The organism is Bradyrhizobium sp. NAS80.1, assembly GCF_001908205.1.
In the GTDB taxonomy this organism is placed as follows: Bacteria; Pseudomonadota; Alphaproteobacteria; order Rhizobiales; family Xanthobacteraceae; genus Bradyrhizobium.
Window position 1 is genome coordinate 1 of the sequence record NZ_LGHL01000167.1, and the last position, 19,280, is coordinate 19,280.

The 19,280-nt window shown below is 64.0% G+C and carries 17 protein-coding genes and 1 pseudogene; 7 read left to right on the forward strand and 11 right to left on the reverse strand.

The window, feature by feature from the left end; genetic code table 11:
- Positions 1–268 precede the first annotated feature (268 nt).
- Both AC629_RS32610 and AC629_RS32615 read right to left on the reverse strand, forming a co-directional pair.
- Entirely contained in the window at positions 269–1,486 is a 1,218-nt protein-coding gene (locus AC629_RS32610; RefSeq protein WP_084808916.1) for a diaminopropionate ammonia-lyase, read from the reverse strand.
- Between the two features lie 164 nt (positions 1,487–1,650).
- Positions 1,651–2,121 (reverse strand): Lrp/AsnC family transcriptional regulator, encoded by a 471-nt coding sequence (locus AC629_RS32615; protein ID WP_084808917.1) that lies wholly within the window; start codon positions 2,119–2,121, stop codon positions 1,651–1,653.
- A gap of 146 nt (positions 2,122–2,267) precedes the next feature.
- On the opposite strand from AC629_RS32615, the gene AC629_RS32620 reads away from it, so the two are divergent.
- The 3 genes and pseudogenes from AC629_RS32620 to AC629_RS32630 all read left to right on the forward strand — a co-directional run bounded on the left by AC629_RS32620 (position 2,268) and on the right by AC629_RS32630 (position 5,660).
- Positions 2,268–2,660, forward strand: coding sequence for a RidA family protein (locus AC629_RS32620; protein WP_245332059.1), 393 nt, complete (start codon positions 2,268–2,270; stop codon positions 2,658–2,660).
- Positions 2,661–2,670: 10 nt separating this feature from the next.
- Positions 2,671–4,041, forward strand: coding sequence for an MFS transporter (locus AC629_RS32625; RefSeq protein ID WP_084808918.1), 1,371 nt, complete (start codon positions 2,671–2,673; stop codon positions 4,039–4,041).
- Between the two features lie 81 nt (positions 4,042–4,122).
- Positions 4,123–5,660: pseudogene (locus AC629_RS32630) on the forward strand (gamma-glutamyltransferase family protein).
- A gap of 130 nt (positions 5,661–5,790) precedes the next feature.
- Here the strand turns inward: AC629_RS32630 and AC629_RS32635 are convergent.
- From AC629_RS32635 to AC629_RS32645, 3 genes are all read right to left on the reverse strand, one after another.
- Positions 5,791–8,046 (reverse strand): CHASE3 domain-containing protein, encoded by a 2,256-nt coding sequence (locus AC629_RS32635; protein ID WP_084808919.1) that lies wholly within the window; start codon positions 8,044–8,046, stop codon positions 5,791–5,793.
- A complete protein-coding gene (locus tag AC629_RS32640; protein ID WP_084808920.1) occupies positions 8,043–8,465 on the reverse strand; it encodes a response regulator in 423 nt (140 codons plus the stop codon). The genes AC629_RS32635 and AC629_RS32640 overlap by 4 nt, the downstream gene beginning before the upstream one ends.
- Positions 8,466–8,713: 248 nt before the next feature.
- Positions 8,714–9,268 (reverse strand): BA14K family protein, encoded by a 555-nt coding sequence (locus AC629_RS32645; RefSeq protein ID WP_084808921.1) that lies wholly within the window; start codon positions 9,266–9,268, stop codon positions 8,714–8,716.
- 242 nt (positions 9,269–9,510) lie between these two features.
- On the opposite strand from AC629_RS32645, the gene AC629_RS32650 reads away from it, so the two are divergent.
- A complete protein-coding gene (locus tag AC629_RS32650; RefSeq protein ID WP_084808922.1) occupies positions 9,511–9,918 on the forward strand; it encodes an NADH:ubiquinone oxidoreductase subunit NDUFA12 in 408 nt (135 codons plus the stop codon).
- Positions 9,919–10,410: 492 nt separating this feature from the next.
- Here the strand turns inward: AC629_RS32650 and AC629_RS32655 are convergent, their stop codons facing one another.
- On the reverse strand, positions 10,411–11,097 hold the full coding sequence (locus tag AC629_RS32655) for a DJ-1/PfpI family protein (RefSeq protein WP_084808923.1): 687 nt from the start codon (positions 11,095–11,097) through the stop codon (positions 10,411–10,413).
- Between the two features lie 91 nt (positions 11,098–11,188).
- On the opposite strand from AC629_RS32655, the gene AC629_RS32660 reads away from it, so the two are divergent.
- Positions 11,189–12,130 carry a GlxA family transcriptional regulator gene (locus tag AC629_RS32660; protein WP_084808924.1) on the forward strand — a complete coding sequence of 314 codons (942 nt, stop codon included), beginning with the start codon at positions 11,189–11,191 and terminating at the stop codon, positions 12,128–12,130.
- Between the two features lie 59 nt (positions 12,131–12,189).
- On the opposite strand, the gene bla is transcribed toward AC629_RS32660, so the two are convergent.
- A complete protein-coding gene (gene bla / locus AC629_RS32665; RefSeq protein WP_084808941.1) occupies positions 12,190–13,074 on the reverse strand; it encodes a class A beta-lactamase in 885 nt (294 codons plus the stop codon).
- Positions 13,075–13,173: 99 nt separating this feature from the next.
- On the opposite strand from bla, the gene AC629_RS32670 reads away from it, so the two are divergent.
- Entirely contained in the window at positions 13,174–14,076 is a 903-nt protein-coding gene (locus tag AC629_RS32670) for a LysR family transcriptional regulator (RefSeq protein ID WP_210419141.1), read from the forward strand.
- Between the two features lie 49 nt (positions 14,077–14,125).
- Here the strand turns inward: AC629_RS32670 and AC629_RS32675 are convergent, their stop codons facing one another.
- Together AC629_RS32675 and lipP1 are read right to left on the reverse strand one after the other, a co-directional pair.
- A complete protein-coding gene (locus tag AC629_RS32675) occupies positions 14,126–15,133 on the reverse strand; it encodes a Na+-dependent transporter (protein ID WP_084808925.1) in 1,008 nt (335 codons plus the stop codon).
- 109 nt (positions 15,134–15,242) lie between these two features.
- On the reverse strand, positions 15,243–16,190 hold the full coding sequence (gene lipP1 / locus AC629_RS32680; RefSeq protein WP_084808926.1) for a LipP1 family hormone-sensitive lipase: 948 nt from the start codon (positions 16,188–16,190) through the stop codon (positions 15,243–15,245).
- A gap of 207 nt (positions 16,191–16,397) precedes the next feature.
- On the opposite strand from lipP1, the gene AC629_RS32685 reads away from it, so the two are divergent.
- Positions 16,398–17,423, forward strand: coding sequence for a DUF2155 domain-containing protein (locus tag AC629_RS32685; RefSeq protein ID WP_084808927.1), 1,026 nt, complete (start codon positions 16,398–16,400; stop codon positions 17,421–17,423).
- Positions 17,424–17,426: 3 nt separating this feature from the next.
- On the opposite strand, the gene aat is transcribed toward AC629_RS32685, so the two are convergent.
- Both aat and AC629_RS32695 read right to left on the reverse strand, forming a co-directional pair.
- Positions 17,427–18,107, reverse strand: a complete 681-nt coding sequence (gene aat, locus AC629_RS32690; protein WP_084808928.1) for a leucyl/phenylalanyl-tRNA--protein transferase — start codon at positions 18,105–18,107, stop codon at positions 17,427–17,429.
- A 63-nt stretch (positions 18,108–18,170) separates the two neighbouring features.
- Positions 18,171–19,274: a sensor histidine kinase gene (locus AC629_RS32695; protein ID WP_084808943.1), complete on the reverse strand. Its 1,104-nt coding sequence runs from the start codon at positions 19,272–19,274 to the stop codon at positions 18,171–18,173.
- Between the last annotated feature and the right edge of the window lie 6 nt (positions 19,275–19,280).

Here is a 19,280-nt window from a genome sequence, read left to right on the forward strand (position 1 = left end):
ACCACCTTCCGCGCAGGTCAGCACTATCCGGGCTCTCAGAGCCAGCGCCTGCGCCGTCTTCCGCCGCATCGTCAGCGACGTCAGTTCGGCGCGCTCGTCGTCGCTCAATATCAGGGGGGCAAGTTGCTGGATCGGCATTGGAGACTCCGTCGCTGTTTGCCTCCATCCTTGGCACAGCGACGCGAATCTACTGCGAATTTATGATTGCGAACTTGTGACTCAGGACACTAGACGCGTTCACGCACCCCGTGGCGCTGCAAGGCCGAGGTCAGGTCGTCGTAAAGGGCATCCGGACCGGCATTGACACCTGCTCGGGCGACATCCCTGTCAACTTGGCGTATTGATCGGGATCGGTCGCGCCTTCCGTGCTGATGAGAAGCACCCGCGAATTCGGCCCGAGGCCAAGTGCGCCTCTCATCTTTTCGTCATGGGCTGCGCGCATCAGTGCGGCCAGACCTACGGCGCCGCTCTCTCCGGCAACGATTGGGACGTCTGCGGCGACCGGGCTGGCGAGAATCTTCATCGCGTCGATGGCATCGTTTTCATCGACGGTCATGAACGCATCGCCGACTTTCGCCAGGATGCGCCATGCGACCAGCGATGCCTCGTAGCATTCGAGCATCGCCATGACGGTGGGAGCGCCGGCGTCGATCTTGACAGCTCTGCCGGACAGAGCGGCCTGGAGGACGCAGGCGGCTCGTGCCGGCTCAACCACCGTAACGAACGGCCGCCGGTCGTGCAGGAGCAGGGCGAAGCGCGCCGCCAATGCGGCCGCAATTCCACCAACTCCCGCTTGAATGAAGATATGGGTCGGAGGCGCCGGCATCTGGTCCATCAGTTCGCCGACCATCACGGTGTAGCCCTGCATGACCAGCGAAGGTATCCGCTCGTACCCCGGCCATGACGTGTCCGAAACGACGATCCAGCCGTTCTCGGCGGAGACGCGCGATGCTTCCGCAACGCTGTCGTCGTACGTTCCATCGACGCGGACGATACGAGCGCCCAGCCGCGAAATGGCGCGCTCGCGCTCGTCGCTCACGCCGGCATGCACGAATATGACGGCGTTCGCGCCCGTCAGTTTCGCGCCTTGCGCGACCGATCGCCCATGATTCCCATCGGTTGCGCAGGCAACCGTGATCGTTCGCGCGATCTGACGGACATCCGGATCGCGCAAGGCGCGCGCGTCGAAAGAGCGGTTCAGGCGGCTGCTCGCCTGTTCCAGGACGAGCTTTTCGACCGCGTATGATCCCCCGAGCGCCTTGAAGCTTCCGAGTCCCAGTCGTGTGCTCTCGTCCTTGACGAAGATGGCGCCGACTCCAAATCTGTCGGCAAGCGCCCGAAGTTCGTGCAATGGGGTCGGAACGTAATCGTCTCTCTTGCTCAGGAAAGCCAAGGCTTCGGCGGCAGCCTCATCGCTCAGACTTTGTCGATCCGACTCGTCGAGCGGCGTGCGATATTGAGGATCCCTGTTTAAAAGAAGCGTCATGGCGTCACCGTGAGTGCAAGGCTGAAAGCTGCTTAAACGGGTCGACCTCCAACCCGAATTGCCGTTTCGGCCCCTTTTAGCTCACCCATCATGCGCGTTTGGCTCGTTTTTCGACGCCCCTGCGAGAAATTTGTGCAGCGCGTCGGTCCGAAGCAGGGAGGAGATCAGCTCGATACGATCACCTCGCATCCTGTCTTGATGCGGCGCATGGAAACGAAGGTTCGAAAATTCTTTACGTTTCCTCCTTCGAAGAACAGCTCGCGCGTCAGGTTGGTATATTCGTCCATGTCGCGGACATTCATGATCAGGACGAAATCCACCTCGCCGGTGATGTAATAGCATTGCTGCACCTGAGGGCACTCGACGAACCGCTTGCGCATCTTGTCGAGCAGATCCAGCCGCTCGTTCTCGATGGTGACTTCCACGATGAGAGTCAGTGGCCGCCCGACGCGATCCTGATCGACGACGCTCACATCAGCTGCGATGACTTTCTCCTCGCGCAGGCGCTGGATGCGTCTCGCGACGGCCGCGACCGAGAGCCCGATCTTGTCCGCGATTTCCCTGTGAGGCCTTGTATTGTCCTTTTGCAAGTAACGAAGAATGCGGGCATCGGCTGCATCTATCGTCGCTGTCATATGTGCTCCCCTGAGAAATATTTGCGTAAAGCACATCAAATTAGCGCCCAATTCGCAAGTGCCGCGACGTAGTTTCTCGCGAATGGCCGGGGTCGCGCGACGCGTGCCCGACCTCAACGAGGCGAGGGCAAGGTGGGGGGCTTCTCATGACAATTATCAAGCGGCACATTCTGGACGGTTTCCCAAAATCGATGTCTCCAAGCAGCCATGCCGTCGAAGCGGACGGCTTTGTTTTTCTCACCGGACAGTTCGGTCGCAATCTCGAAGCTCCGGACGAGCCGCTCGCCGCCGGCATCGAAGCGCAGACGGAGCGCACGCTTCAGAACATGGAACGGGTGCTGGCCTCGCTGGGAATGACCTTGCGTCACGTGGTGAGCGTTCGCGTGTTCCTGACCAACTTCAAGCGGGACTATGACGGGCTGAACGCCGTCTACGGCCGGTTCTTTGCCGAAGGAGAGCGGCCGGTCAGAACATGTGTCGGTGTCACCGACCTGGTTCGCGATGCGCTCGTCGAAATTGATTGTATTGCCAAGCGATAGGGGGGAAACCATGCAGGAGACCCGACACACCGCGGCGGCGCGACTGGACCGACTTCCGCCCACCAATTTTCATCGGCGTCTGTTCGGGCTGGTTGCCGGCGGACTGTTTACTGACAATTTCGATATTTATGTAGCGGGAGCCGTCCTCGGTCAGTTGCTGGCGATCGGCTTCTCCGATCTGGCTCAGAATGCGACGTTCGTATCGGCGACGTTCGCGGGCATGCTCATCGGTACGATCGGGTCGGGGATCATAGCCGACCGATACGGTCGCAGATTGACATTCCAGTTCAACCTCGCGGTGTTCGGTGTGGCGACGCTGGCCTGCGCCGCTGCGCCGGATATCTTCTATCTCACGATCTTCCGTTTCGTCGCAGGCGTCGGCCTCGGCGCCGAGCTGACCGTCGGTTACAGCACGCTCTCCGAATTCACGCCACCCGCCCGTCGCGGACGCTGGCAGGCGCTTTTGTCGATGATGTCCAGCTTCGGTCTGCTCGCGTCGACCATGATGAGCTGGGCGTTGATTCCAGTATTCGGCTGGCGGGTGATGTTCGTGATCCCAGGCGTTTGCGCCCTGGGTTTGTTGTGGCTCCGCAAATCGTTGCCGGAATCTCCACGCTGGCTGGAAGCGCACAACCGTTTCGATGAGGCGGATCGTATTGTCACCGCAATCGAACGCAAGGTCATCGAGGAGGGCGGTGAGCTTCAGGCTCCAGCGACGACGCAGGCAGCCAAGAGTGAAAGCCTGTGGCAGGCGAGGCTCATCCGTCCTCTTGTTCTCGGCACGATTCTGCAGGTAGCGATGTTCGCGGCGCTGTATGGTCTCGTGAACTGGATCCCGTCGTTCCTGCTGAAGCAGGGGATGCCGATCAACCAGTCGCTCGGGTTGTCGGCGCTCATGTCGTTTGGCGGACCGGTTGGTGCTTTCGTTGCGTTCGCAATCATCGATCGGATCGGTCGTCGGCCGGCGGTCATAGTCGGCTCGGTTCTTGCGGCTGCGCTCTCGGTGCTCTTTGGTCAGGCGACAAGCCAGGTCGGTGCGGTGATCTGCGGATTCGTGCTGTTCAGTCTCGTCTACTTTCTCCTTGCAACGATACAGGCAGTCTATCTGCCCGAGTTGTTTCCCACCGCGGTTCGGGTCCGCTGCAACGCGATTTGCATCGGGATTGCGCGGCTGACCACCTTGGTGACGCCTTTCCTGATCGTCTCCGTGTTCAATGCCTTTGGTATCTCGGGCGTGGTTACGGCGATCGGAGCGCTTCTGGTCGTTCAGGCGGCGTCGATGGCCCTGTTGGGGCGTGAGACGCGTGGAATTCCTCTCGAGCAGATATTCGAAGAGCCGTCGAGGGAGCCCCAGCTCAAGTCGACGACCGTGGTCTCGTAGGTGCAAGTGCTGGTATACGGATAACCGAACATGAGGGACTTTCAACGTCCTGGCCGCTCCGAAGTCCATGGATTCCGGAGCATGGTTGCCACCTCGCACCCCCTCGCTTCCCTGGCCGCTCTGGACGCACTCCGGGAGGGAGGCAACGCGATCGACGGCGCGATTGCCGCTGCGGCCGTTCTCGCGGTCGTCGAGCCGAGCCAAACCGGGATAGGCGCGGATTGCTTTGCTCTTCTAAAGAAGCCGGGACATGCTGTTGTTGCAATGAATGGCTCGGGATGGGCTCCAAGGGGTGCTTCCGCGACCTTGTTCGCAGATCGGGGCATCGATCAGATCGATCCGGGTGCTCCGGAGGCGGTGACGGTCCCGGGCGCCGTCCGCGCATGGGGGCGATTGGCGAACGACTATGGCAGGTTGGAATGGGCACGACTGCTCGCACCGGCCATTACGCTGGCGGAGAGAGGCTATGCCGTCTCACCGAGGCTGGCGCGGGACTGGAGCCGGCAGATCGCCAAGCTAAGCCGACACCCGGCGTGCCGCGAGATCTTTCTCCCTCAAGGAAGCTCGCCCGCAGCCGGCGAACGGCATGTGCAGCGGGCGCTCGCCCGGACATTGAGGGCTATCGCTCAAGAGGGAGCCGATTGCTTCTACGAGGGATGGATTGCCGATGACATCGTGCAGACGCCGCACAGATGGATGGCGTGCACGCACCGGATGACTTTGCTTCCTGGACTCCGGTCTATGAACAGCCGATCTCCAGTGAATATCGAGACTATGAGTTGTGGGAATGCCGACCGAACGGGCAGGGAGTGACCGCCCTGCAGATGGCGATGCTGCTCGACGGCGAGCCACGCGGAAAGTACGAGGCAATGTCGGTGCAGCGATTTCACTTGCTAGCTGAAGTTGCCCGCGCCGCCTATGCCGATAGGGACGCGTTGGTCGCGGACCCCGCGTCCACCGGAGAGATCGCGAACAGGTTGCTCGCCAGGGACAGGATACAGGCAATTGCGAGCCGCATCGACATGTCGAAGCGCAATGACGAGTGGGCCCTTCCTTGTCCGACGCCGGAGCATCGCGATACGACCTATATCTCCGTCGTGGACGAAGACCGCTTCGCCGTATCGCTGATCAACTCGATCTTCGACGATTTCGGAAGCGGAATAGTTGCCGCCCGGAGCGGAGTGCTGCTTCACAACAGGGGCTGTGGCTTTTCCGTCGCCAGCGATCATCCGAACGTCATTCGCGGACGAAAGCGACCGCTACACACGATTATTCCGGCGCTGCTGACGCGCGACAATGAGACGGCGATGTCATTCGGTGTCACGGGTGGGCATTTCCAGCCAATGGGGCAGATGCTCCTGCTCTCTAATGTGCTCGATTACGGCATGACGGTTCAGGAGGCGATCGACTTCCCGCGAATCTTTGCTCGTGGGGTCGACCTGGAATTGGAACATACCGTTCCGGTAGCAGTGATGGACGGGTTGGCGAGGCTGGGACACACGCCCCGCTGGGCGGAAAACCCGATCGGAACTGCTCAGGCTATTTGGCTCGACCACGACCGCGGCGGATTGATTGGTGCTGCCGATGGTCGTCGGGATGGCATCGCGCTAGGAACCTGAATCTGGCCGGCAATGGCGGCGCTGGCTTCGCCATCTCGCGAACCTTTGGTGGGGCCAGTTACTGCGCCGCAATCAGGCTCGTCGCCGACCTCATAGCTTTCTGACCGCAACGCGGGCTAAAAGTAAGCGTCTAGTTTGCCCTCATTCCGCCGTTCAGCGCCTTGCGTATCATCGCGGCGAGCTGGTTGCGGCGATAGGGTTTTGCCAGCAGCAGCACACCGTCGTCGAGCTTGCCGTGGTGGACGATGGCGCTGTCGGTGTAGCCGGAGGTGTAGAGCACCTTCAGGCCCGGTCGCCGCTTCGCCACCACTTCGGCGAGCTCGCGCCCGCTCATGCCGCCGGGGATGACCACGTCGGTGAAGAGCAGGTCGAAGCCCTGGCCGGCCTCGATCAATTGCAGCGCGGAGCGGCTGTCGGCGGCGGCGACCGTCTTGTAGCCGAGGCTCTGGAGCTGTGCGGTGACGAAGTTGCGCACCAGCGTGTCGTCCTCGACCACGAAAATGGTCTCGGCGCCGCCTTCGGCCTGCGGCGTCGGAGTGGCGGCCGCTTCGGTCATGCCTTCGCCCGGCGGGAGATAGAGCTTGATCGTGGTGCCGTGGCCTTCCTCGCTGTAGATCTTGATGTGGCCGCCGGACTGCTTGACGAAGCCGTAGACCATGGAGAGGCCGAGACCGGATCCCTTGCCGACTTCCTTGGTGGTGAAAAACGGCTCGAATGCCTTCTGCCGGATCTCGGGCGACATGCCGGTGCCGCTGTCGCTGACCGCGAGCATCACGTAAGGGCCGGGCGCCACGTCCGGATTGGCCTGCGCATAGGCCTCGTCGAGCACGAGGCGTTGGGTCTCCAGCAACAGCTTGCCGCCGTTCGGCATGGCGTCGCGGGCGTTGATCGCCATGTTGAGCACCGCGTTGGTGAGCCGGGACGGGTCGATGTGCGAGGTCATCGGGCCCTGTTCCAGCACGGTCTCGATCTGGATCTGCTCGCCGAGGGTGGGGCGCAGCAGCTTGGCGATATCGGTGATCGCGGCGTTGATCTCGACATTGCGCGGTTGGAGCGGCTGCCGTCGCGCAAACGCGAGCAGATGCTGGATCAGCTCGGCGCAACGCTCGGCGGCATCGTCGATCAGGCGCGCGACGCGCTGCAGATCCGGCTGCTGCTTCAGGCTCGCAACCAGCGTCTCCGTGTTGCCGGAGATCACCGTGAGCATGTTGTTGAAGTCGTGCGCGACGCCGCCGGTCAGCTTGCCGATCGCGTCCAGCTTCTGCGACTGGTGCAATTGCCGCTCGGTCTCGCGCGAATGCGTTGCGTCGTGATAGACCAGCACGGCGCCGGAGATATTGCCTTGCCCGTCACGCATCGGCCGGCCGCTGATCATCAGATGGCGCGGTGGATTGCCGCTGTGCGGCCGGACGATCATCTCCAGCTCTTCGAAGTGCTCGCCGCGCAGGACGCGTGCCGACGGCATTTCGTCGGCCTCGATCGGCGTCACGCCGTCGCCGTGAAACACGTCGGACAGCGCGCGCAGGTTGAGCACGTTCATGCCGGTCCGGTGCAGCAGCATGCGCTCCGCCGCCGGATTGGAGAGCAGCACGTCGCCATTGTCGTCGATGACCAGCACCGCCTCCGCCATGCTGTGGAATGTGCTCTGGAGCACGTTGACCGACAGGCGAAGCTCGTCATGCGCGTTGACGAGATGCTCGGTGCGCTCGGCAACCGCCGCCTCGAGCGCCTCCTTGGCGGCCGTGGTTTCCAGCAGTGTGCTCTTGAGCGCGACCTGGGTGCGCTGGCTCTCGCGCAGCAGCATCAGGACCAGCAGCAGGATGACCAGCGCGCCGACGATGTCGATGCCGAGCAGCACGATGCCGGTCCGGCGCGAGTCCGCTTCGCGGTCGGCAAGCAGCTTCTCTTCGCCGGCGGCCAGCTGATCGAGATTGGCCGTGAGCGCATCCATCAGGCCGCGGCCCTCGGCGCGGCCGACCAGCGCCTGGACGCCGGGCCCATCGCCGTCGGCGCGCAGGCGCAGCGCTTCGGCTGCAACATCCAGTCGTCGCAGGATCAGCGGTTCGGTGGCCGCCAGCAGTTGCTCCTGATCGGCACTGTCGCGGACCGCGAGCCTGAGCTCGGCGAGCGCCGGCGCGATCCGGCTCTTCGCCGCCTGGAATTCGTCGAGAAATCCGGCCGTCTGGTAGATTTCATAACCACGCGCTGCGCTCTCGGCGCGGCGGACCCAGAGGCGCACGTCCGAAATCTTCTTCAGCACCTCGACGGTGTGGTTGACCCAGGCGGAATCCGACCGCGACTTGACGTCGAGTCCGATCGAGGCTGCGGTGATGATCAGGAGGATGGCAAGTCCAGCACCGAGAATGACGCGCTGCGTTGGGATCAAGGTGCTTCTTTCTTGTCCTTCGGCTGTGTGCTCTCGGCGGAGCCGCCGAGGCATTCCCGGATCGTGGTCAGCAGCACGTCCGGCGTGAACGGCTTGCGCAGGCAGCGCGTCGCGCCGAGTTCCAGCGCCATGCGGAGGAAATCGGGAGAGGGCGAGGCGGATGAGGCGAAGGCATAGCCGGACATCGCAATCAGCGGGATCGCCGGCGCGCGCTCGTGAAAAATGCGGATGGATTCGAAGCCGCGCATGTGCGGCATGAAGATGTCGACGAGCATCACGTCAAACATCTGCGTTTCGAGCGCAGCAAGCCCCGTTTCTCCGCCGTCGGCCATCGTGACGTCGAAGCCCTGACGTTGGAGGAGGACCTCGATGGTCGCGCCGACCATCGGATCGTCATCTACCACGAGGATACGCGGCATAACATTTCCCAGCAGATCGATCGAAGTCCCATACCCATGGCTGATATAGGCGAATCGTGGAGTGGGTCAATTTGGGATTGGATCAATGTAGATATGCACGGTGTGGTGAATAGAGGTCCGCTCGCGCGCGTGTACACAACGTCGCACGCGATGCGCGTGTGACGCGCGAAACGAGCGACGAATGCGCGACAAACGAAAGAGGCGCCGCATCGCTGCGGCGCCTCTTCTGTCAAACGTTGTCTCATCGATTACGGGCAGGGATGACGCTGGCCGTCGTAGCCGAGATACGTGCCCGAGGCCGGGTCATACGACCTGAAGCGCTGTGCGCAGTAAGCTGCGGAGTCGCCGCCGCTGTCGGGTACGACCGCGACTGACGGCTCGTCATAGTAGCTGTCACCATAGTAGTAGGGATCGTCGTAATATCCGCTACCGTAATAGGCGTACGAGCCGAGGCCGCCGATCGCAGCGCCCGCCGCGAAGCCGGGCCAGAATCCGCCGCGACGATGCCAGCCGCCGCCCTGCCAGTTGTTACCCGCGACCGCAGCGCCGCGGCCGCCGGCAAAGGGGGCACCACCGCCCGGACGGACTGCTGCACCCGCCGCGAAATTGCCGCCACCGCCGCCGATCCGTGCGCCGCCAACGGGACCTCCGCCCATGCGGGCACCGCCGCCACCACCAAAATGGGCGCCGCCACCACCACCAACAGCAGCACCGCGGCTAGGGCCTTGCGCGAAGCTCGGCGTCGCCAACGGGAGGACCAACGCCACTGCTGCCGCGGCGCTCAAAACTTTTAGACTTTTCATGATCAAGCTCCTTTCCCGGAAAGCCAACCCTAGGAAAGGGCCGTGGTTCCCGGGATCACGACCGTTTGCGCGCGAAGGGAGCGTCTCACCGGGACGCTGTACCCGGCATGAACGGATCGCGCCCGATTTGCGGCGGCGGTCCGCGCCTCGGACACCACAGCGTGAGGCACGGCCGCACCGCCGAACTGGACATTTCGCCGTCCGGATGGCATCAGGACCCCACGAAGCAGGGCCCTTGCCGCATGAAACAGTTCCTTTTGAAGTTCTTCACCTGGTGGAATGGCCAGACGTTTGGCACCCAGCTCTGGACCAAGCGGTATGGAGAGCTGGTTGGCCAAGATGAGCAGGGCAATCTCTATTACCGCACCCGCGGCGGGGCGATCGATCCGACGCTCGGCTTCGAGCGGCGCTGGGTGATCTACAACGGCTACGCCGAAGCGAGCCGCATCCCGCCAGCCTGGCACGGCTGGATTCATCACGTCGTCGACACGCCGCCGACCGAGACCAACTACCAGCCGCGCGAGTGGGAAAAGTCGCACCAGCCGAATCTCACGGGCACGGCAAAGGCCTACCGTCCGTCGGGCTCGACGCTCGCCAGCGGCCGGCGGCCGAAGGCGACCGGCGACTACCAGCCCTGGACGCCTGGCTAGGCATCCGGCTCCAAGCGCGAATCTTCATCGCTCGATTGGATGCACCCGCATCCGCCTCACGCCGCTGTGGACAACGAGAACAGCGGGGATGACGCCTGCTTGCCCGTTGCCGGCACGCGAGCAATGCGGCTCAATGATCTCATCTTACGGAGATGGGAGACCATTGCGTTCGGTTCGGGCAACAGTTCGCGACTGTCCCGAAATGCAGCGGCCGCCGACCAGGACTCGATCGGGAGATAGGCCCCCGGTCTGGAAGTTCCGGAATCGCCCGATGTGAATGTGCGCCGCCGTAAGACAGGAAAGGTCGCTTGGGAAACCGAGCGGCCTTTCTCTGTTGGTACGAGTTGTGTGTCCCGGACGCGGTGCAGCGTGCAACGCTGCTCCGCTGAGCCGGGACCCATGCATCAGCACGCGCTGCTGGGCCCCGGCTCTGCAGCGCACCGCTGAAGAAGCGCTGCGCTGCGTCCGGGGCACGAGACCGCCCGAAGCAACTCACATCACCCTTTCGGCCGCGCGCCTAACGGCATCGAGGCGACGCGCCTGGCTTTGCGCGCCGCGCTCCCTGAGCATCGCCAGTACTTCGGCTGGAGCGGTATCTGGCGAGCCTGAGTTGAATGGTGGCGCGGGATTGTATTCGAGACGGAGCTGCACTGCTTCCGCTGTGGTGCGATCGACCAGCAGCGACACCAGCGTCAGCGCGAAATCGATTCCCGCAGTGACACCGCCGCCGGTAACACGGTTTCGATCGATGCAGACGCGCGTCTTCGTCGGGGTCGCGCCGAACAGCGGCAGCATCTCCATCGCACTCCAATGCGTGGCGGCATTGTAGCCCTGCAATAGCCCGGCTGCGCCCAGCACCAGCGATCCCGTGCAGATCGAAGTGACGAATTTGGCGCCCGTAGCCTGCTTGCGCACGAAGTCGAGAGTCTCTTCATCATTGAGGAGAGCGTCGGTGCCGAAGCCGCCCGGCACGCAGATCACATCCAGCTGCGGGCAGTCGGCGAACGTTACGGTCGGCGTCAGCATCAGCACGGAATCGCTCGGCACTGGATCCAGCGTCTTCCAGATCAAATGTACTGTCGCGCCGGGGACGGAAGAGAACACCTGAAGTGGGCCGGTGAAGTCGAGCTGGGTGACGCGCGGAAACACCAAAAGACCGATCTGCAGCGGTGTCGACATGAGAGCCTCCAACTATGAGCTTGACGGGGCCAAATTGGCATGATGCTCTTCCGTCCAAAATGGCGTATTTCCCTCTATTTCGGACATAACCATGATCGGCATCCTGATCTTCCCGGATTTCCAGTTGCTCGATGCAGCCGGCCCGATCTCGGTGTTCGAGATCGCGGCGCGCTGCACCGGCAAGACGACGACCGGGATTCGGGTGCTGGCGCTGAACGCGGGGCCCGTGCGCAGCTCGTCCGGCGCCGAGATGATGGCGCGCGATTTCAGGTCGACGAATGCGATCACGACGCTGGTTGTGGCGGGCGGCGCCGGCGTTGCAAGCGCCGCGCGCTGCGAGGTCACGCGCGCCTTTGTGCAGCGGCTGGCGCGGCGGGGCGTCCGCGTCGCAAGCGTCTGCTCGGGCGCCTATGTGCTCGCCGAAGCGGGTTTGCTCGACGGGCGCCACGCCACCACGCATTGGGGGCGCACGCGGGATTTCGTCGCGCGCTTTCCCAAGGTGAAGTTCGAGCCGGATCAGATCTTCACGCGCGACGGCAATGTGTGGACGTCGGCAGGCATCACCGCGGGCATCGACCTTGCGCTCGCGATGGTGACTGAGGATCATGGCGAAGAGATCGCGCAGGCGACCGCGCGCCAGCTCGTGCTGTATCACCGCCGCAGCGGCGGCCAGTCGCAATTCTCTTCGCTGCTGGAATTGAAGACGCCGAACGGCCGGTTCGGTGCGCTGCTGTCCTGGGCGCGCGAGAATCTCGGCGCCCGGTTGACGGTCGAAGATCTCGCCGATCGCGCCGGCATGAGCGCGCGGCATTTTGCCCGCGCCTTTGCCGCCGAGACGGGCACGACGCCGTCCAAGGCGATCGAGCGGTTGCGGATCGAGGTCGCACGCGAGCGCGTGCAGTCCTCGCGCGAGGCGATCGAACTCGTCGCCGAGGCGACCGGTTTCGGCGATCCCGAGAGAATGCGGCGTGCCTTCATCCGCGCCTTCGGCCAGCCGCCGCAGGCCTTGCGGCGTGCGGCGCGGGCGGGATAGAGCGGAGTTTTCGACCTGCAATGCGACGGTCGGATTTCCTGAGCCGACCAACGCGGTTGTCAGCCAAAGCTCTTGCTGATCTCACGTCCAACCGATGCGATCACATCATTTCGCCCATTCGGGTCGAGCGCGGCGCCGGTGAGATAAACCCCGATAATAAGTGGCGGGTGCTCGGGCGGCCACACGATCGCAACGTCGTTGGTGGTGCCGTGTTCGCCTGCTCCAGTCTTGTCGCCGACCCGCCAGCTTTGCGGCAGGCCGGCGCGCAATCGAGTATCCCCCGTCTTGTTTGCGATCAGCCATTTGGCAAGCTGATCGCGAGCTTCCGGCAATAGTACTCTACCGAGCAACAAGCCACTGAAACTTGCGGTCATTGCATTTGGCGTGGTGGTATCGCGGGGATCGCCCGGCGTTGCCTCGTTCAGTTCGGGCTCGGTCCGGTCCAACCTCGTCACCTTGTCGCCGATGCTCCGCGCAAAGCTGGTCAGCCCGGCCGTGCCGCCAATGTTTTTCAGAAGCAGGTTTCCGGCGGTGTTGTCACTTCTGGTAATGGCAGCGTCGCAAACTTCAAGGAGCGACATTCCCTCTCCGCCGACATGCTCAAGAGTCACGGGCGAGTTCTCGACGATGTCGGCTTGCTCAATGCGAACGCGCCGTTCAAGGCTGTCCAGCTTACTGCCCGCGTTTTTGAGTATTGCTGCGGACGCCAGTACTTTGAATGTGCTGCACATGGGAAAGCGCTCATTTCCCTTGTGATGAATCTGCGCTCCCGTTCTCGTGTCGAGCACGGAGACGCCAAGCCGGCCGCCGCTCTTCAGTTCCAACTGCGTGATGGCTTCGATCAGTGGTGCTGTTCCGCCTGGCGCAGCACCCGAAATTTTCGGCAGGAAGAGACTTCCCACGAACCCAAATGCTGATGAGCCGAACTGACGTCGCGTAAGCATCGAAAACTCCATAGATTGCAGGCAGGTTTTTGCTTCGCGCTCTGGCAATTGACAAACAATGGTTCGTGAGGCCATCCATAAGCAAAACTTGGATCAGACGTGACCCGCCGCTCTCCCAACCTTTCCAGCCTGCCGTTGAACGCGCTCCGCTCATTCGAGGCGGCAGCGCGCCACCTCAGCTTCACCAAGGCCGGTCTCGAACTTCGGGTGTCGCAGGCTGCCGTGAGCCAGCAGGTACGGATTCTGGAGGAGAGCCTGCGCGTGAAGCTTTTCAGGCGATTGACCCGCGGGCTCGCTCTTACAGAAGAAGGCGAGGCGCTGCTGCCTGCAATCTCGGATGCCTTCAGCCAAATCAACCAGGTCCTGGACCGGTTCGAGAACGGCCGAATGCGCGAGATGCTAACAATCGGCGTGGTCGGAACGTTCGCGTCCGGCTGGCTCCTCCCGCGCATGAGGAGCTTTTCTTCGAGCCATCCGCACGTCGATACAAGGATCTTTGCGAACAACAATCGCGTGGATCTCGCAGGCGAAGGATTGGACTACGCTATCCGATTTGGTGACGGCGCGTGGCACGGTACGAACGCGGAGCGTCTCGTCGATGTCCATTTCGCGCCGATGTGCGCGCCAACCATTGCGAAGCGACTCAAAACTCCCGTCGACCTCCATAAGGAGGTGCTGTTGCGGTCATATCGGATGGGAGAGTGGGCACAATGGTTCGAGGTGGTGAAATGCAGGCAACCTCGGATGACTGGCCCGACCTTCGACTCATCGGTCTCTTTGGCGCACGCGGCAGCTCAAGGCGCCGGGGTCGCGCTATTGCCGGTCATCTTGTTTTCGGACGACGTGTCGCGCAAACGACTGGTCTGTCCCTATGACAGTCAAGTCTATCTCGGGTCGTATTGGCTCACGTCGCTAAAATCAAAACGGCTTTCGCTTGCGATGCAAGCGTTCCGCGACTGGATATTGGCGGAGTGCAAGAAAAAGAAACCGCGCAATCCATGAGGTTTGCCAGTCTTGCGGAGGGCTGCTGGCGAGGTCCACGGTCCAAGCCTTAGGTTGCGCCAGCTTTGGCCGGCGTGCTGGATGTTTCCGCACGGGCCGTCAAGCGCCGCGCGATCGGCGTCAGCATGTATGGCGCAAGGTGAAGCGGAAACTGCGTCATCGCGAAATACAGCCAGGTGGCAGGCGGCAGCGCCCCCGAGGTTGCGGCCAGCATCAAACCTAGATTGCGCTGTGACACCATCAGCCCGAGCGCAAGCGCGCGCTCATAGCCGACCCGGCGGAAGATCAGCGTCGTCACCGCCAGCAGTGCGAAATAGATCGCAAATGCCATCAGCGCTACGCCGATCGTGAAGATCGGATCGGTCAGCAGGTCATGGGCCACATCCCCCATGATCGCGGACGCAAATGCCAGGAGGATGATGATGTTGATGCCGTCGATCGGCCGCTTGTGGCGTTGGATCGCCTCCGCGCCGACGACGCGGCGGATGATCGTCGCGCCCAGCAGCGAGCCTGCCAGCAGGCCGAGCAGCTTGAGGCCGAGTGCAAGCGGCGTGACGCTGAGCTTGGCACCGAGAAAGAGGCCGGCGAACAGCGAGGCGGTGAACGGCACGAGCGCTGTCGAGGTCACCAGCGTAATCAGCACGAGCGTGGCATCGAGGCCCATCATCGCGGCGAGCGCGGGAGATGCCATCATCGGCGAGGCCATGCCCTGCAGCATCAGTCCGAGGAAGAGACCGGGCGAGTGATTGTCGAAGCCGGTCGCCCAGGCGATCAGCCCGACGATCAGGGGCACGCCGAGCGTGGTCCAGGCGGTGGCGGCCGCGACCAGTCCTGGCCGGCGAAGGTGGCCGTACAGCGCGGCGAGATCGACGCGCATGAATGAGATGCAGAGCAGGCAAACGATCGCCACGGTGAGATAGTGACGCAGCAGCGCGCCGATCGGCGGCACGGCCACCGCGATGAACACCACCGCTGCCACCGCGCGCGTGCCCTGGTCACCGATCCACGTGAGCCAACGGACTGAAGCGGCGATGATGGTTTGAAGCGCGGGCGGCATCTCGATTGTTATCTTGTAGCCCGGATAAGCGAAGCGATATCCGGGACAGGTAGTGTGGTGAGAGCGGTCCCGCATGTCGCTATCGCTCATGCGGGCTACGGCGTTCGAGCTAGGCCAATGCCCTCAGCCACGCCCCGATCTCGCTCACGGCGGAATTGGCCTGCTGCAACAGTTTCCCCATCGTGAAGAAGCCATGGAACTGGCCGGGATAGTGCTTGTAGGTGACGGGTACGCCGGCCTCTTTGAGACGCGCGGCATATTCGTCGCCCTCGTCGCGCAGCGGATCGGCGCCGGCGGTCAGCACATAGGCCGGCGGCAGGGCGGCAAGGCTCGCCGCGCGCGCCGGCGAGGCGCGCCAATCGTGGATGTCGGCGGCGCTGTCGAGATAGTGGTCGCGGAACCAGCGGATCACCGAATGCGTCAGCAGCACGCTTGTCTCGGGCTCGCTGTGGGAGCCGTGCGTCATGGCGAAATCGACGGCGGGGTAGATCAAGACCTGGCCCGCGATCGCAGGACCATTGCCGTCACGCGCGGCAAGCGAAACGACGGCTGCGAGATTGCCGCCGGCGCTGTCGCCGCCGATTGAGAGGCGCGAGGCGTCGATGCCGAGCTCGCGCGCATTCGCGGCGACCCATTTGGTAGCGGCTATGGCGTCATCGGCTGCGGCGGGAAACTTATGCTCCGGAGCGAGCCGGTAGTCGACCGAGATCACGATCAGCGCGCCCTCGACTGCAAGCTTGCGGCAGACGACGTCGTGGGAGTCGAGATCGCCGATGACCCAGCCGCCGCCATGGAAGAACACCAGTGCCGGCGACAAGCCGTCGTGCCGGCGCAGGTCCTTCGGCACGTAAATGCGCGCCGGGATAACGCCGTGCGGTGCCGGGATCGACAGCGGCGCGACGCGCGCAAGCTCGGGTGCTTCAGGATTGGTCGCAAAGCGGGCCTGCGCGTAATAAGCGCGCGCTTCCGGTGCGGTCAGGGTCTCGTAGGCGGGGCGACCGGCCTCCTGAACGACCTTGTAGACGGCGGCGGCGTCGGGATCGAGCACAACGGGCATGGGGGAGCGACCTCAAGTTTTCTGGTTATGGTTGGGCGTCGTTCTCGGGGGGCAATGCCCGCCTCGGCCCCCGGGAAGGGCGTTCCACTATCCCATCCGGCTGCCGGCCTGGCCAGCCGGCGGCGGGCAGGGCAGGAATGCCGCCCTTTCCCCGCCGTATTCGGCGTGTTAACCGGATGGCCTGCGAGCGGCGGTATCCCCTGTAGAATGTCCAACAAGCCCGATTCGCTGTTGAAGCCGCGCGAGATGTTTCGAACCCTTACTCTGACAGGCCTTGCGGCGCTTTTGGCCGCCACCGCTTTGACGGTTGCGACGCCCGCGCAGGCGCAGATCGGCACGATCTTCTCCGATCCGCCGCCGCGCCCGCCGGGCAGTATTCCGCGTGGCCAGCCGCAGCCACAGATCCCTGATGACGACGAGGAGGTCCCCGAGCTGCCGCCGCAGGGCCGCGTGCTGCCGTCGCGCCCGATGGCGCCTCCGCCGGGCCGGCAGGGCAATGTCATGCCGGGGCCGGTCGAGAGCCAACCCCTGGCGCCGCCGCCGGGCTCGACCGTTGCCCCGCCGAACCAGCCGCCGGCCGTCGCTGTCGCGCCGCCTGGTCCGCAAGGCGTCCCGCCGGGTGCGCCCGGTCAGCGACAGCCCCAGCAAAAGGGCGGCCCCGTGCCGCAGACACCGGCGAGCCTCCAGCCAGGCGACGAGGTGGTCACCGAGCCGCCGGCCCAGAAGATCGTGAACAAGAAGGCGACCTTCTCCGGCCTCGACAAGATCACCGGGCGCATCATCAATTTCGACGAGGACATCGGCGAGACCGTCCAGTTCGGCGCGCTGCGCGTCAAAACCGACGCCTGCTACACGCGGCCGGCGACGGAGGCCGCCAATACCGACGCCTTCGTCGAGGTCGACGAGATTACCTTGCAGGGCGAGGTAAAGCGGATTTTCTCGGGCTGGATGTACGCCGCGAGCCCCGGCCTGCACGGCGTCGAGCATCCGATCTACGATATCTGGCTGACCGACTGCAAAGAGCCGCAGCAGACCATCGCGACTGCTGCGCCGGATCCCGCGACCAAGCCCGCGCCTCCGCCGCCGCCGGCAGCGCAAAAGAAGGCCGCACCCAAGCAGGCCGTGCAGCAGCGTCCGCCGCAGCCGTTGCCGCCACCGCCATCGCAGCAGCAATCGGCTCCGCCGCCACAGCAGCAGCCGGGTCTCTTCGGAATCCCCGGGTTTGGCCGCTAGGCCCTATTGCCGCGAGGCGATGATCTCGAGCGCGCGCGCCCCCGGGATCGCCTCGCCGGCGGAGAGCCTCAGGAAATCGCCGGGTTCGCCGGCGAGCGCCTTGTCAAGCAGCGCGGTGTAGCGCCGTCGTGAAATCTCGAGCGCACCAAAGCTCTTGAGGTGTTCGGTGACATATTGCGTGTCGAGCAGCTCGAAGCCGCCATGGATGAGCCGCGCGACCAGATGCACCAGCGCGACCTTCGAGGCATCGCGCGCGGTGTGGAACATGCTCTCGCCGAAGAAGGCCCGCCCCAGGCTCACGCCGTAAAGCCCGCCGACGAGGTCGTCGCCCTGCCACGCCTCGACGCTGTGGCAATGGCCGAGTTCACGCAGACCGCCATAGAGATCGCGGATGCGCTTGTTGATCCAGGTGTCCTCGCGCCCGGTCTGTGGCGCGGCGCAGCCGGCGATCGTGGCCTTGAACGCGGTGTTGACGGTCACGCGAAAGGCGTCTGAACGGACCGTGCGCGCGAGGCGCGAGGCGACGCGGAAGCCCTCGAGCGGGATGACGCCCCGCATCTCCGGCTCGACCCAGAACAGCGTCGGATCGTCCGCGCTCTCGGCCATCGGAAAGATGCCGCAGGCGTAGGCGCGCAGCAGCACTGCTGGCGTGATTTCAGACGAGGCGGAATCGCGCGAGGTCATGGCACGCAACAATAGCAGGATCGCGATGCGCGTGCGATGGGGGGGAGGCTCTGCAATCGCGGGTCAGCTCGCCGTCGCGCTGCTCGCCTGGTCGGGCGCTGCGGGCACACGGCGGAACTTCAGGAGAATGCGGGTTCCGGAATGCGCGGGATCGCGCTCGACGGAGGCATCGAGCTTGGAGGCCATGGCCGCGACAATGCGCTGGCCCATGCCGGTGGAGCGCGGATCGGCCTTGGCGTTGTCGCCGACGCCGTCGTCGGTGATCGTCAGCAGGAGGTCGTCGCCTTGCGAGGTCAGCTCGACGTGGATGGGACCGGCGCCGTCGGGATAGGCGTACTTCACCGCGTTCATCACCAGCTCGTTGACGATGATGCCGACGGCAACGGCACGGTCCGGATCGATTTCGATCGGCTCGGCCTTCAGCGTCAGGCGCGACATCCGGTCGCCTTCGGCCGAGCGGCGCAGATCCTCGAGCAGCGAGCCCAGATACTGGTTCAGGACCACGCTCTTCAGGTCCTGCGAGGTGTAGAGGCGGCGGTGCACCTGCGCGACCGCGGCGACGCGGCCCATCGCATTGGTCAGCGCCGCCTTGACCTCATCCTGCGTGGCGGAGCTTGCCTGAAGGTGCAGCAGCGAGGCGATGATCTGGAGCGAGTTGCCGACGCGGTGGTTGACCTCGCGCAGCAGCAGTTCGCGCTCGGCGGCAAGCGCCGCGTAGCGGTCGCGTGAGGCATGGATCTCGGCTTCGGCTTCCTCGCGCGCCTTCTGCAATTCGGCCTGGCGCAGCGCGCCATCGACCGCGACGTGGAGCAAGGGGATGAAGTCGCCCTTGACGTCCTTGACCAGGTAATCCGCCGCGCCGGCCTTCAGCGCGGTGACCGCGATGGTAGAATCCTGCGATGCCGTGACGAACACCACGGGCGGTGCGCCAGCGATCGCCATGATCTGTTCCAGTGTTTCCAGCCCGTCGAGACCGGGCATGTACTGGTCAAGCGCCACGACATCGATGCAGCCTTCGACATCCGCGCGGCGGATGCGCTCCAGGCCTTCCTCTCCGCTTGCGGCATGGATGACCTTGTAGCCGCGCCGCGTCAGGCCGCGATCAACCAGGCGCGCCAGCGCGTCGTCGTCGTCGATGTAGAGCAATGTCGGCGTGCGCCGGTTCATGAGGCG

Excerpts from the sequence above, each read along its gene's own strand:
- AC629_RS32650 (WP_084808922.1), top strand. The coding sequence starts at position 9,511 with ATGAAACAGTTCCTTTTGAAGTTCTTCACCTGGTGGAATGGCCAGACG.
- AC629_RS32610 (WP_084808916.1), bottom strand. The coding sequence starts at position 1,486 with ATGACGCTTCTTTTAAACAGGGATCCTCAATATCGCACGCCGCTCGAC.
- AC629_RS32675 (WP_084808925.1), bottom strand. The coding sequence starts at position 15,133 with ATGCCGCCCGCGCTTCAAACCATCATCGCCGCTTCAGTCCGTTGGCTC.
- AC629_RS32625 (WP_084808918.1), top strand. The coding sequence starts at position 2,671 with ATGCAGGAGACCCGACACACCGCGGCGGCGCGACTGGACCGACTTCCG.
- AC629_RS32645 (WP_084808921.1), bottom strand. The coding sequence starts at position 9,268 with ATGAAAAGTCTAAAAGTTTTGAGCGCCGCGGCAGCAGTGGCGTTGGTC.
- AC629_RS32615 (WP_084808917.1), bottom strand. The coding sequence starts at position 2,121 with ATGACAGCGACGATAGATGCAGCCGATGCCCGCATTCTTCGTTACTTG.
- AC629_RS32640 (WP_084808920.1), bottom strand. The coding sequence starts at position 8,465 with ATGCCGCGTATCCTCGTGGTAGATGACGATCCGATGGTCGGCGCGACC.
- lipP1 (WP_084808926.1), bottom strand. The coding sequence starts at position 16,190 with ATGCCCGTTGTGCTCGATCCCGACGCCGCCGCCGTCTACAAGGTCGTT.
- aat (WP_084808928.1), bottom strand. The coding sequence starts at position 18,107 with ATGACCTCGCGCGATTCCGCCTCGTCTGAAATCACGCCAGCAGTGCTG.
- AC629_RS32695 (WP_084808943.1), bottom strand. The coding sequence starts at position 19,274 with ATGAACCGGCGCACGCCGACATTGCTCTACATCGACGACGACGACGCG.
- AC629_RS32660 (WP_084808924.1), top strand. The coding sequence starts at position 11,189 with ATGATCGGCATCCTGATCTTCCCGGATTTCCAGTTGCTCGATGCAGCC.
- bla (WP_084808941.1), bottom strand. The coding sequence starts at position 13,074 with ATGCTTACGCGACGTCAGTTCGGCTCATCAGCATTTGGGTTCGTGGGA.
- AC629_RS32620 (WP_245332059.1), top strand. The coding sequence starts at position 2,268 with ATGACAATTATCAAGCGGCACATTCTGGACGGTTTCCCAAAATCGATG.
- AC629_RS32655 (WP_084808923.1), bottom strand. The coding sequence starts at position 11,097 with ATGTCGACACCGCTGCAGATCGGTCTTTTGGTGTTTCCGCGCGTCACC.
- AC629_RS32685 (WP_084808927.1), top strand. The coding sequence starts at position 16,398 with ATGTCCAACAAGCCCGATTCGCTGTTGAAGCCGCGCGAGATGTTTCGA.